Origin of the sequence: Nocardia sp. CA-129566 (genome assembly GCF_050956075.1) — a bacterium.
Classification (GTDB): domain Bacteria; phylum Actinomycetota; class Actinomycetes; order Mycobacteriales; family Mycobacteriaceae; genus Nocardia.
Genome location: NZ_CP192085.1, coordinates 5108759 through 5120851, shown reverse-complemented (window position 1 = coordinate 5120851; position 12093 = coordinate 5108759). Strand labels below are relative to the sequence as shown.

Annotated in this window: 12 protein-coding genes; 5 read left to right on the top strand and 7 right to left on the bottom strand. The window is 65.3% G+C overall.

The genetic code is table 11. The annotated features are described in order from the left end of the window. Positions 1–232: 232 nt before the first annotated feature. The 4 genes from ACQP0C_RS22115 (at position 233) to ACQP0C_RS22100 (ending at position 3831) form a co-directional block, all read left to right on the top strand. A complete protein-coding gene (locus ACQP0C_RS22115; RefSeq protein WP_433722641.1) occupies positions 233–442 on the top strand; it encodes a hypothetical protein in 210 nt (69 codons plus the stop codon). A gap of 239 nt (positions 443–681) precedes the next feature. Continuing rightward, positions 682–1212 carry an ROK family protein gene (locus ACQP0C_RS22110; RefSeq protein WP_433722639.1) on the top strand — a complete coding sequence of 177 codons (531 nt, stop codon included), beginning with the start codon at positions 682–684 and terminating at the stop codon, positions 1210–1212. 154 nt (positions 1213–1366) lie between these two features. Continuing rightward, positions 1367–2347, top strand: a complete 981-nt coding sequence (locus ACQP0C_RS22105; protein ID WP_433722637.1) for an AraC family transcriptional regulator — start codon at positions 1367–1369, stop codon at positions 2345–2347. Between the two features lie 278 nt (positions 2348–2625). Continuing rightward, the gene (locus ACQP0C_RS22100) at positions 2626–3831 is read left to right on the top strand and encodes a cytochrome P450 family protein (protein WP_433722635.1); all 1206 of its coding nucleotides are present in this window, start codon (positions 2626–2628) and stop codon (positions 3829–3831) included. Positions 3832–4076: 245 nt separating this feature from the next. Here ACQP0C_RS22100 and ACQP0C_RS22095 read toward each other — a convergent pair whose 3' ends face one another. Beyond that, positions 4077–4874 (bottom strand): HugZ family protein, encoded by a 798-nt coding sequence (locus tag ACQP0C_RS22095; protein WP_433722633.1) that lies wholly within the window; start codon positions 4872–4874, stop codon positions 4077–4079. 195 nt (positions 4875–5069) lie between these two features. On the opposite strand from ACQP0C_RS22095, the gene ACQP0C_RS22090 reads away from it, so the two are divergent. Beyond that, the gene (locus tag ACQP0C_RS22090; RefSeq protein WP_433722631.1) at positions 5070–6164 is read left to right on the top strand and encodes a hypothetical protein; all 1095 of its coding nucleotides are present in this window, start codon (positions 5070–5072) and stop codon (positions 6162–6164) included. 354 nt (positions 6165–6518) lie between these two features. Here the strand turns inward: ACQP0C_RS22090 and ACQP0C_RS22085 are convergent, their stop codons facing one another. The 6 genes from ACQP0C_RS22085 to ACQP0C_RS22060 all read right to left on the bottom strand — a co-directional run bounded on the left by ACQP0C_RS22085 (position 6519) and on the right by ACQP0C_RS22060 (position 12075). Beyond that, a complete protein-coding gene (locus ACQP0C_RS22085) occupies positions 6519–7769 on the bottom strand; it encodes a lipase family alpha/beta hydrolase (RefSeq protein ID WP_433722629.1) in 1251 nt (416 codons plus the stop codon). Between the two features lie 242 nt (positions 7770–8011). Beyond that, positions 8012–9016, bottom strand: a complete 1005-nt coding sequence (locus tag ACQP0C_RS22080) for an SMP-30/gluconolactonase/LRE family protein (RefSeq protein WP_433722628.1) — start codon at positions 9014–9016, stop codon at positions 8012–8014. A 398-nt stretch (positions 9017–9414) separates the two neighbouring features. Continuing rightward, positions 9415–10299: an IS3 family transposase gene (locus tag ACQP0C_RS22075; RefSeq protein ID WP_433722626.1), complete on the bottom strand. Its 885-nt coding sequence runs from the start codon at positions 10297–10299 to the stop codon at positions 9415–9417. Continuing rightward, the gene (locus ACQP0C_RS22070; protein ID WP_433722624.1) at positions 10296–10598 is read right to left on the bottom strand and encodes a transposase; all 303 of its coding nucleotides are present in this window, start codon (positions 10596–10598) and stop codon (positions 10296–10298) included. The genes ACQP0C_RS22075 and ACQP0C_RS22070 overlap by 4 nt, the downstream gene beginning before the upstream one ends. Before the next feature lie 356 nt (positions 10599–10954). Further along, the gene (locus ACQP0C_RS22065; RefSeq protein WP_433722623.1) at positions 10955–11671 is read right to left on the bottom strand and encodes a metal-dependent hydrolase; all 717 of its coding nucleotides are present in this window, start codon (positions 11669–11671) and stop codon (positions 10955–10957) included. A gap of 44 nt (positions 11672–11715) precedes the next feature. Continuing rightward, the gene (locus ACQP0C_RS22060) at positions 11716–12075 is read right to left on the bottom strand and encodes a DUF4913 domain-containing protein (RefSeq protein ID WP_433722621.1); all 360 of its coding nucleotides are present in this window, start codon (positions 12073–12075) and stop codon (positions 11716–11718) included. Between the last annotated feature and the right edge of the window lie 18 nt (positions 12076–12093).

Below are 12093 nucleotides of genomic sequence, written 5' to 3'. Positions count from 1 at the left end.
AGGGTGACACCGGTGCCCCTTCGCGGCAACCAAACTGGGGATGAACCAGATTGAACCGGCACGCGACAACGCGGCATACCGCCGAAGAAACCCCTCGGTACTATGCGTGTCGCGAAAACCGTTAGTGCAGAAGCCTTTCGCAGGGGTGATGAAGTCGTCCGTCGGATTCTCGGCTTCGAGGGTGAGCCCCCTGGATTCCGGTGCGGATCAGATGTCCTGAACGACAAGCGGTATGCCGCTGCTGCAAGAACTGACCGACCTGAACGCGATCGAACGGGTCGGCGCTGCCCGACCCGCGCCAATGTCTGTGCCGTCGTTGGCAGCGGCGACCACGCCGACCCAGAAGGCAGTGGTGTCGCGCTTCTTCGATCCATCTCGACATGTCCGGACGGCCCCGGTGCGGGTCGGCTCGCGCGTCGATTGGTTGATGCGCCTGCTGTAGGTGGCGGTGATCGCCGCTCGGTCGAGCCGGCACGAATACCCACCCGTTTTACGCTGAGGGGCAGTGAATCTGCGTTCGTCGGCACGGAATGTGTACTCGACCGAAGCGGCGAGCACCGGTGCCCGACACTGTTCCGGTAGGCGCACCGACCGACCTTGCAGGCCCCAGGAGTGAGCCGGCCCCGCCTATTACCCGCATTGCACAACCAGAGTGAAAGGCGTTGTGGTGGTGGCTGATTCATGACTGTTCTGGCACTGGATATCGGCCCTGCGGAATTCGCCGCGAGCCGAGTGGACGGCGGCGCCGACACCCGGCATATTCAGCGAATCCCGATACCGGCGGATGCGGTGTGGGACGGCTGCCGGGATCTGCTGCTCGACGTGGCCGGAGACGACGAGATCACCGCGGTCGGCATTGCCTGCCCAGGGCCGATCGACAAATCGGCCGGGATGATCGCCCCAGCGGCAATTCCCCAGTGGCGCAGTGGATTCGACATCGTCACAGCGGTGCGGAGACTATTCCCGGCCGCGGCCGTCGAGGTGGCCACCGACGGCCTGTGCGTGAGCCTGACCGAACGATACCTCGGCGGAGCGCACCACTCGGAAGCAATGCTGGCCGGCGCCGGTATTCTCGCCCTGCTCGCAGCGGAACGGGTGGCCCGCAACACACCGCCCGGCTTCGGTACCCACCATGTCACCGGGAACCTCCACGACCGCGCCGATTACCGCCCGGCCGGCCGGGCGATATGTGGCCGCCATCGGCCGCGGTGAGCAACTTCGGCGATCCTGCGATCGCATCGACGCGCCGCTACCTTTCCGGCGTGCTGCACATGGCCAGCAGCCGTCACGAACACGCCCGTCCGACTTGCTGTTCAGCGGAGCCGACATCATCATTGTCACCGGCTGAACCATTCGAGGTGTCGCAATGGAGTACTACGAGCTCGACATCGCCGATGTCGACGAATGGACCGAAACCGCAAACAGTTTCGTCCCGATGGATCATCGCTACCGCGAACCCGAATGCTGGCACGTGGGCATGACCGTGCAGCAGACGACCACGTACAGCCTGCTGCGCTGGGACCAGCCCGGCGACCGGCTGGCCTTCCGCACCCCGTCGAATATCCGTCGGGTTTCGGCCGAGGACTTCTACTGGGTGGTCGTCCCGCAGCGGGGACAGTTCGCCGCGGCCGACGAGCACGGAATCACCCGCATCACACCGGGGCAGGCCGCGGTGCTGGCACTGGATCGACAGTGCCGGTTGCATATCCCCGCGTCAGTGGCCTACGGCTTCCAGGTACCGCGCACCGAGTTCGCCCGACCCGGCCTACGACAGCCGGTACTCGACCTCGGCTCGGGTCTCGGCAGGATCGCCGCGGGCATGATCCGCGATCTGCATGCCGAACGCTCCGCGCTGACGAGCCGGGAGTTCAACGCGGTCTGCGACCGGATCGCCGAGCTGCTCTGCATGATGACCGCGGGTGATACCCGCCCGCAGCAGACTCATTTGACAGAGCTCGCCGAGACCGTACGACAGTACGTGCGCGAGCACATCGGAGCAGCCGACCTCCGGCTGCCCGAGGCGGCGCGGGCACTGGGCTGGTCGCCGCGACAGCTGCGCACCGCACTGCATCAGGCGGGCACCACGTATCGGGAAGTCCGCCAGGACGAAGCGCTGCGGGCGGCTCGGACCATGCTCGAAAACCCCCAGACGACAGCAACAATCGGAGAGGTCGCCGCGCGCAGCGGCTTCACCCTCACCTGGTTCTCCGCCGCCTTCAAGGCACGATACGGCGAGACACCGCGAGAATTCCGCAAACGCAGGTTGGCCGAGTCGGTCCGGCCGACAGGGGGTCTCGGCCCAACTACCACCGCGACAAAGAGCGCTACCCGGTCACTCGCTCCATGAGCACCCGCAATGCCCGATCCATCTCGGCTTCGGTCATCCGAGCCATACCGCAGGATGTGCTCAGGCCACCGAATGGGCGGCGGTACTACCGGGCCTGCGTCAGTGCCGTAGAGATTCGTCCCGCCGTCTAGTGAGTTATGTTCTTGCGCGTCGGAATTCGATTACCAGGCACAAGATACCGATTCGCCCGGCCACCCATCCGGCCGCGATCGACACTGACCTGGCACGCGCTCACACCATCAGTCGTGCCACCTGTCGATCACACCATTGGAGCTGACATGACCGAACCTGCCATCCAGCTGCCCACCCCCGGCGAGACGGTCTTACAGACCTATGACCGCATCCGCCAGCGCGGTCCGATCGTTCCCATCGAATTTCCCGGAGGCGTTGCGGTCTGGGCGGCGGTCAGTCATCGCGCCGCCAGCGAGCTGCTCGCCGGTGACGGAACACTCTTCAGCAAGAATGCCAAGAACTGCCCGGCACTGCACGATGGCACCATCGCGGCCGATTGGCCGATGCGCACCCTCACCGACATGGACCACATGCTCAACAAGGACGGCGAGGATCACCGACGGCTGCGCAAGACGATCAGCAAGGCATTCACCACCGCCAGAGTGGCTGCGCTCGAACCGCGGATCCAGCGAATCACCACCGAACTGATCGACGCCTTCCCCCTCGACAACAGCCCGGTCGATCTCGTCTCCGCGTTCAATACCCCGCTGCCGGTGCGGGTGATCTGCGAGCTGTTCGGAGTACCCGAGGACGAACAAGAGCTGCTCCGGGACTGGACCACCACGCTGGTATCGCACACCAGCACCGCCGAGCAGATGCAGACAGCGATGCAGGCGATGACCGCGTACCTCGCGGAGCTGATCGAGCGCAAACGGCGCACGCCCGGCGACGATCTCACCACGGCGCTGCTCGAGCCCGACAGCAGTGGCCTGACAACCGACGAGATGGTGAGCATGCTGTGGTTGGCGATCGCGGCCGGGCACGAGACAACCGTGCACCTGCTCGGCAACGCGATCATCACCCTGTGCACCCACCCCGCACAACTCGCCAAAGCCCACGCCGAGGACCGGTGGAGCGATGTCGTGGAAGAGGTGCTGCGCTACCGCTCGTCGGTGTTCACCGTCAATCTCCGCTATCCCCTGCAGGATGTCACGATCGCCGGAGTCGATATTCCCGCGGGTGCGCTCATCACGTGGTACGGCGGGGTCGGCCGGGATCCGGAGCACTATCCCGATGCCGATACCTTCGATATCGATCACGATCACCGCGATCAGCTGGCCTTCGGCTGGGGGCCGCATGTCTGTCTCGGCGCGCCCCTGGCCCGGCTGGAGATCCGTATCGCATTGTCCACACTCTTCGGCCGATTCCCCCATCTGGGCCTGGCCAGCGATCCCGAACAGCTCCCGTACCCGCCCCAGATAATGACCTCCGGACCGCTGTGCCTGCCGGTGCATTTGAAACCCATTGCGTGACGGGCGAAATCGGCTCTGGGGCGGCTCCAGCGCATCCGACCGACGGCTGCATCAGCCGATGAGGTCGGCGTCAGGGTGAGCGAGGCTCCATTCGAACCATGTCGAGAGGTATCCGTCCGGGGCCGCGACAGCTGACGGCCCCGATGCGGACCGCTGTCGCAGGCGCCGAGATGGTTCCAAGTGATGGCCTTCTTATCGACCCGACAACCTAGCGCTCGAGCCCCCCAGGTGTAATGCGTGCGCTATCACCCCTCACGGGCAAGCCGCGCCAATTCGACTGTCGCCGACCGCAACTCGCCCGCGGAATCGATCGGCGTCACATAGCCCACCCGGGTCCGCGCCACGCCCCGCGGTGTCACGACCCGCAGGTCCAGTCCATACCGATCGGCTCGTTCACAGCTCGCCTCGGTCGCGTCCGGATACCCGCCCAACACCTGTGCCATCGACAACAGCGCATCCGCGTGATCATCATTGAGATGCGCGATCGCCCGCACCGCCAACGGAATGACCGGATCCGGGGCGGCCGCGAGATACTGCTCGGCGCTCGCCGAATCCATCCGCCCGTACCCGCCGACCCAGCGAATCCGCCGCACCCGCAACACCCACAGCGAGAAATCGCTGTAATCCACGTAGTACTTCGCCGCGGGCACCGCCGTCAGATGCGCCTCGCGCGCCGCATCCGCCTCGGCACCGACCGGACGCTCCACCACACCGGCCAGCGTGATCCGCGTTCCGGCCAACGGATCGGCGGGCATCTCCGGCGACACCACCGACAGGCTGGCCCGCGGGTCGGCCGTCAGATTGCGCCCGTGCTCGGCCATCTGCGAGACGCACAGCACCGGCTGCCCCGCCAGCAGCCCATAGGTGACGAACGACGCCCACGGCCCGCCATCCTCGCTCAAACTCGCCAAGGTGGCGATATTCGTCCCCGCCGCAACGGTTCTGGCCTCCTCGGCCGCAGAGGGCCGGGCGGGATTCACCACCGGCGCGATCGGCTGTGGAATCGAAGGCGCGTCGCCCGGATCACCGTGATCGAGAGTCATACCGTCCATCCTCCCAGGTACCCACAGCTGTCCACCGTGGTATCCCGACCCCGGCAACGGGCCTGATGGCGGCAGCGCGGCCGCGCCGCACAGGGACATGGGAGCGCAGACATCGGACACCCGAAACGCCGACAACCGGATATCGAAGCGATCGATCGCGCGCGCAACGGCGGCCGATCGGGAAAACTGGCGTGCGTGACCCGATACGCATTCGACGCCGACCGCAACGCCCTGGTCGCCATCTGGGCGACCGGACGCGGCGATCTCGCGACAACGGTGGCCCAGCTGCCACCGATAAACCCCGACCAGGCAACGAGTTTGGCGTCGAATCTGACCACCCTGTCCCGCTTCCAATGGCGCACCTACACCCATCCGGCAAGCGCCGCAGGTGATCCCGACGTCCCCAATAGCGAAGCCTGGCGGCGCGCGGAGGAGCGCCGCAACTTCAAGGAGGTCGAGGCCGGGATCCGCACCCCGAACCTGCCGACCGAGCACGGTCTGATCGTCTCCTACAGCGGTGTGGTCGAATCCGCGCATCGGGTGGGCCGCACCCTGCACGGCATCGACGATTCCGCATTGCGCGACACCATCGCGGCCGAGGTCCGCACCGAACAGGCCGCCATCGAATCCGCTGAACTCGGCGACCTGTCCGGCCGCGCCCGCCAAGCGGTCGAACTGTCGCGCCCGGACGTCTCACCCGCCCAGGTGCAAGCCGCCGACGAACTGCTGCGCGCCGACCCGCTCGGCACCATCGAACTGTTCACCGAACTCGATCCCGCCTCCGCCTCCGTCGCGGCCGCGCATTGGCTCTACGCCGCCGCCGAAGTAGCCGGCGAACTCGCGGGTGTGGCGACCGCCGACGTGGTCGTCGAGGCCGACGACATCGAGGCATTGCAAGTCGAGACCCCGACCCTGGTGCTGGAACGCCTCACCGCAGGGGAGACCCCGACCGAGATCGTCGTCGACCTGATCGCCGAGGCCATGGCCGTGTCCGAGGGGCATGTGCCGGCGCCGTGGGCCGTGGTGGCCCGCGTCGCCGAAATCGAGGAGCAGGCCCGCAAATTCGACCTCGACGGCGCCACCCGCTCCGCCCTCCTCGACGAATTCCGCATCAGCCGCCTCGATCCCACCCGCCCGGCACTCGATCTCCTCGAAGACCTCCTCGACGGCATCCGGGGCTGTCTGCTGCTGTACGCGGCCCACGCCGCGGGTGCGGACGCGCAGGTCGAAGCCCAATTCGCCGCAGATGTGCGAGGTGAAGCCGACACCCACTCCGACCAGCTGTTCTGACCGGGGCGGTCACCGAACGCGGCTGTGCCGCAGCGGTTCCGGCTCGAACCGACAGCTCGCAGCGCCCACTCTCGTCCGTGGAACACCGGGGAGTGGGCGTTGTGGTCTATTCGTAGTGCCCTACTGGACTGACGCGCCGCGCTGTCGGTCCGTGGTGCGGTTGAGTTCCCACTACCCGAGTTCTCGGCGGGGCTGTGCGAGGTCGATGGCGTGCCGCGCTTCTGGAGACCTGTCGATGTTCGGATCATCGACGATATTTCTGCCTCGACGTGATCGGGCCGATACCGTGCGGTGCGAGGGCAGGTCTGTCCTGCTGAGTGGATTGGCGCGGTGGGTGACGCCACGCGATGCGGTTCAACCGCAGCGCATCGACTCTTGGCGCATACCATCGGCGAGCCAATGAACCAGCGCCTCGTATACCGCGTCGTGGTTGAGCAACGTGAAGTGGTGGGCTCCAGAGATGTGCAGGCCATTGGCATCGTCGAAACCGATGCGGCGGACCCGGTTTCGGCCGGAACCGCTGGCGGGCAGGACCAGGCCATCGCCGACAATACGCCCGAGCGGGTGACGGGGGCTGCGGGTAACCGTGGCGGTGACAAAATAGTGGTCGGCGCAGTCCAGCGGCGGCACCTCGCGAATCACCCTACGGCGCAATGCGTCCGTGTCCAGGCCCTGCCAGTCCTCGTCGACGAGCGAACCCTGGCGCAGATCGCGGATGCCCGCACTGCGACGGCGCAGCAGCCGCCCGAACGACCGGGTCTCCGGCACCCGTACCAAAGCGGCGGACGCGTAGTGGACGAGCTGTTCCAACGGTGCGCCCAAATGTGGTGATCCGAGACACACGATATGCCGGACTCGGCGCACCCACGGCAGATCGGCTCGGTCGGCGTCATAGCAGGCGCCCCGCGCGATCAGCCCGCCCATGGAATGACCGACCAGCGCGATCTGCTCGATCCGCACCGGCCAGTTGTCGACCAGACGCTGCAGCATCCCATTCAACAGCCGCGCGTTCTCGGAGATATGCAGCCCGCTGTTGTACCGGACCAGCAGCGTCGTGCAGTCGAGATCGCCTTCGAGCCGCTCGGCATAGCTGGGCCGCCCGCCGAGCCGCCACGCATGTTCGGTCTCCACCAAGCCGTGCAGAAAGACCACGATCCGCGGGCGCGGGTGCGGCACTACATCGCCCACCCACCCGGGTGCGACCGGCTCGCCATTGATCCGAAACGTCATCGGCCCGGCCAGGATCGGATGCTCGTCTTCGAGACTGTCACCGATCAAACCCTGGAGAGCCGCAAGGAATCCGGACCCGTACACCGTGCGCGACGGCACCGGCGCGCCGGGCACATCCACGACCCGCTCCGCGAGCGCCCCCGCCGCGACCGCCGTACCACCGACGAGCCGGTACACCCCGTCGGTGATCGCGTCGTGCACCACCTTGACCGGCTGCGCCGCGGGCCCGACCCCCAACCGCACCGCCGCGAACACCCGATCGGAAATGGCGCGATGCATCGCCGCGATCCCATCGACGGCCCCACCGATCTCGTCACCCGCCAACCGCGCGAGTGCCTGGATCTCCGCCTGCCGCTGTCGCCCACCCTCAGTCATATCCTCAGTGTACAACTGTTCACTGAAATCCGCGTACCGCCGAATTCAGGGCCGCCGTACGACGGTGCGCACTTCGTTCAGTGCTGAGGTGTGCCGGTCCGAAGTCACCTTTCCGCGTCGGCGTCGCCCCTTCGTCGTGTCGAGTCGGATCGCATCGACGCACGGTCGTCGAGTTTCGACAACGGCCGACCGAGTTCGCGCCGGCAGGTCCGAAAGCGCATGGCGGACAACACTCTCCGCCGCTATGACGGCACGTGGCTCACCGCGACGGCGGATTCGGTGAGACTACCGAGGTAGAGCGTCCCATTGTGTTCGACGACGCCGGTGACCAGGGCATAGTCGGTGCCCTCGGTCTGCAGGTCGTGCACGATATTCCCGTCGAAGTCGACCGCCAGCACCCAGACCGTTCGCGGCGGCTTGGGCTGCAGCCATTCCGGTAGCGCCCAGACGATGCGCCGCAGGATGCCGGGGAGGGGGAGTAGGCGGTCCAGCAATGGGTTTCGCGGCGAGGGCAGAGTGATCCACACCAAGCCGTCGCTGCCCAGTGCCATATTGTCCGGGAAGCCCGGCAGGTTCTCGATCAGCAGGTCGTGGGTGCCCGCCTTGGGGCCGCTGAGCCAGTAGCGGGTCACGCGGTAGGCCGCAGTTTCGGCGACGAGCACACAAGAACCGTCGGGGGACAGGACCACGCCGTTGGCGAATTGCAGTCCGTCGATGAGAGTTTCGAGCTTGCCGGACGGATCGAGGCGGAACAGGCGGCCGGTGCCGGAATGCTCCAGCAGATCGCCCCGCCACTGGTGCAGGGGAAAGCGTCGCGAGGACGACGAGAAGTAGATCGTGCCATCGTCGGCGCGAACCACATTGCTGGCGAAGGGGAGTGGTTCACCATCGACCTCGTCCACTAGCACATCGAGTGTGCCCGCGGTGTCCAGGCGCAACAGTCCACGATCGAAGTCACAGATCAGAATCGACCCATCTGTGTCGGCATGCATCCCGAGCGGTCGGCCGCCGGTATTCGCCAGCAGGGCTACCGCACCGTCCGCAGGGTCGATGCTGTAGATCGAACCATCATCGACCCCCGCAATAACCCGGCCCTCCATGGTACGCACCACATCCTCGGGCCCTGCGCCGGGCAGTTCCAGTCGGGTGACCGGGGGAAGTGGTGTGGCGCTGCGTGTTTCGCGAGCGCGGGGCGGGGCAGTGGGCGGTGTCCAGCGCTGCGGCTGCATTGTCGATCCAGCGACCATGGCTCACCCTATCCCGGCATCGGCAACCAGCCACATCGAACCAACCACCACAACAGACATGATCATACGTAGATATGCGCATCTACGCATGTTAGCCGCCTGCAAGACACATCTACGTCCGGCTTCGCCGGACGCTGCCTAGAGGAGAGGGGCCACAAGCCTTGGACGAACGATCACCATGCAGGCAAACGTCGAGAGTGCATGTGCACCAGCGCATTCTCGGCCGATGTTCTGGGGGGCTGGGGGCGTGTTGCAGTGTGGGGAGTGGCGGTTGGGGGAGGTGAAGTCGTGTGTTGGAAGGGCCTGGTGCGAAGCGTGGGGGAGGGGGCTTGGGGTTGCGGTGATATCGAGGGGGGTGCAGGAATGCTTGGAGTGTTCCCGGTTTCGTAGACACGGGATCATGCCGCGATCTGACTGATTTCCCTGTACCCTAACGAATATTCTTGTGGCGTCAAATAATTGAGCGTCGAGTGCCTTCGTTGCGTGTTGTAGTACGACTCGATCCAGTCGAATGTCTCCCTCCTCAACGACGCCAGGGTCGGCCACGGACGGGTATGTACCAGCTCCTTCTTGTAGGTCGCGAAGAACGATTCCGCGACTGCATTGTCAAAGCATGAACCCGTGCGGCCGAGTGAACGCCGGACACCATTCTTCCGGCAGAAATCAGCGAATTCCCTTGACGTGTACTGGCTGCCGCGGTCGCTGTGAAATATCACTCCCGCCGGCGGCCGCCGCCGCGCCATGGCCATATCGAGAGCATCGGTGACCAGGCCGGTGCGCATGTGGTCGGCGATCGCCCAGCCGATGACCGCCCGGTTGTGCAGGTCGATCACGGTGGCCAGATATGCCCACCCGGCCCAGGTTTTCACGTACGTGATGTCGCCGCACCAGCGCTGATTCGCTGCCGCCGCGGTGAAGTCACGCCCCAGCAGATCCGGTGCATCGACCGGTTTGCAACCACGAATCGTGGTGCGCCGGAACGGTTTCGGATACCTGCCCCGCAGCCCTGTCGCACGCATCAGCCGCCACACCCGCTTGCGTGAGACCCGGTGCCCGGCAACGCGCAGCGCGGCGTGCACCCGGCGCACGCCCGGGTTGCCGCGCAGCTTGACGTGGATCGCGCGGATCAGCCGGATAAGCCCGGCGTCGGTGGTGTCGCGGTCGCTGGGACCGCGCCCACACCAGGCGTAATAGCCCGACCGTGACACCGCCAGCTCTTGGCACATGAACGCCACATCGAATTCACCCGAAGCCGCCCAGTCCGCAATCGCGGCGAATTTCACCGCTGGTCTTTCGCGAACCAGGTCGCAACTTTTTTTGCGAACGCGACCTGCATCTTCAACTCCGCGTTCTCCGCACGCAACCGCTCCAACTCGGCCCGCTCCGAGTCGGTCAGCGACTTATCCCCGGAACCATCCTCGGCTCCGGACTCCTTCGCCCTCTTCACCCATTTCCTCAACGTCATCTCGTGACAGCCGATATTGCGTGCCACCTCGGCCACCGGCCGCCCCTCACCCAGAACGAACGCTACCGCCTGAGCCTTGTACTCCTCGGTGAAACTACGCCGCGTCGAACCCAACACCAAACTCCCGTACTACCGGGCGACATCGACCCCCGTGTCCACCGAACCGGGAACGGTCCAGCTTCCAGCGCTGAACGTTTTGCTGACGGCGACAATCAGGTGTGCTCGAACCGTAGTTGGCTGCAGACGGGTACGGGTGATCCGTGGGTTGGAAGAGATCATCTAACTCGCCGCAATAATCATTTGTGTATCTGGATATGCGAATTGATCTATGAAATACTCTGCCGTTACGCGTGACGAACTCACCAAAGAACCAAAGCAGCAAGGACGACCCAGTGGGGCATCGTGAGGGGAGGCTGTGGCTGTAGCGGAGGTCGTTGGAGACCGAGCTGGTCGGTCTCCAACGAACCGGACCGCTAGGGGTTAACAGTGAAGACGTGCCACAGTACGGCGAGGGTTGCGAGGGTGAACAATGGTGACAGGATCCAGGTTTCGACCTTGTTGCCGGTTCGCTCGATGATCGGGACGCTGGTGCGCAGGGAGAAGGGCCAGAAGAGTCGGCAGCCCTTGTCGGTGAGGCAATCACCGACAAGGTGAGCGAGTGCGCCGAGGCCGACGGAAAACGGTAGCCATGATGGTTTGTCGGTGATCCAGTGGTCCATTGCGAAGGTTCCGGCTGCGGCGAGGATGATGACCGTTCCCCAGGCTTCGATGCCCTCGCCGGAGGGGCACAGGTGTAGCGCCCGTACCGCGAGGGCGAGCAGGAAGAAGACCAGGCCGAGGGTGAAATAGCGGCCGATCCAATGTTCGCCCGCCCAGGTTGCGTAGGCGACGGCGATGACGAAGGCGAACGAATGTGTGGCGTGCCGGTGTCCGCCCGAGATCCAGGAGATCAAGCGGCACAGGTGATAGGAGATCGGACCGAGAACATGCGCGATGGTGCCGTTGGGGTGGTCGGCATCGGGTAGCAGTGCGGCCCCGGCCGTCAGGAAGGTGCCGAGCAATACCTCGACGGCGCCGAGATGCGCATCCCCACTGGGCAATACCGGATATACCAACGCCGAGATGGGCAACGTCGCCGCTGCCGCCGACCAGGCGAAAGCGCCACTGGTCGCATGTGAATGTCCTAGCACTGCATGAACGTTAGTTGACCACAAGCCGTTTCAAACAAACGCGACTAGGCGGTGGGTGAAAAGGTCTCGGGGGGAGGTGATTTCACCGACAGCGGCCAGACGCGGTCGGTGTGCCCGTTGTGCATGGAGCATCCGGCGAACGGTCCGTTGGGATGGAACAACACGTTCATATGGCTATCGGCATGGTCGAGGAACCACAGCGATAAACCCAATTCATCATTGAGCCGATAGCGTTCCCAAGATTGCCAGAGCGCTTCCAGGCGTGCTACGGCCTCGGGGTGCCGCCACCACTCGGGGCACCAGGCCATGCCGTTATCGGCCACCTTGCGTCGGTAGACCAGGGATAGGTAGTTCTCGACGAACTCGACCACCGATTCATGGACCTGTGTCCGCTGTTCTTTCATGGCGCCCCCGCAGCCCGT

Bases quoted from the DNA above. Each gene is read 5' to 3' on its own strand.
- ACQP0C_RS22115 (WP_433722641.1), top strand. From the start codon at position 233: ATGCCGCTGCTGCAAGAACTGACCGACCTGAACGCGATCGAACGGGTC.
- ACQP0C_RS22110 (WP_433722639.1), top strand. From the start codon at position 682: ATGACTGTTCTGGCACTGGATATCGGCCCTGCGGAATTCGCCGCGAGC.
- ACQP0C_RS22105 (WP_433722637.1), top strand. From the start codon at position 1,367: ATGGAGTACTACGAGCTCGACATCGCCGATGTCGACGAATGGACCGAA.
- ACQP0C_RS22100 (WP_433722635.1), top strand. From the start codon at position 2,626: ATGACCGAACCTGCCATCCAGCTGCCCACCCCCGGCGAGACGGTCTTA.
- ACQP0C_RS22095 (WP_433722633.1), bottom strand. From the start codon at position 4,874: ATGACTCTCGATCACGGTGATCCGGGCGACGCGCCTTCGATTCCACAG.
- ACQP0C_RS22085 (WP_433722629.1), bottom strand. From the start codon at position 7,769: ATGACTGAGGGTGGGCGACAGCGGCAGGCGGAGATCCAGGCACTCGCG.
- ACQP0C_RS22080 (WP_433722628.1), bottom strand. From the start codon at position 9,016: ATGGTCGCTGGATCGACAATGCAGCCGCAGCGCTGGACACCGCCCACT.
- ACQP0C_RS22060 (WP_433722621.1), bottom strand. From the start codon at position 12,075: ATGAAAGAACAGCGGACACAGGTCCATGAATCGGTGGTCGAGTTCGTC.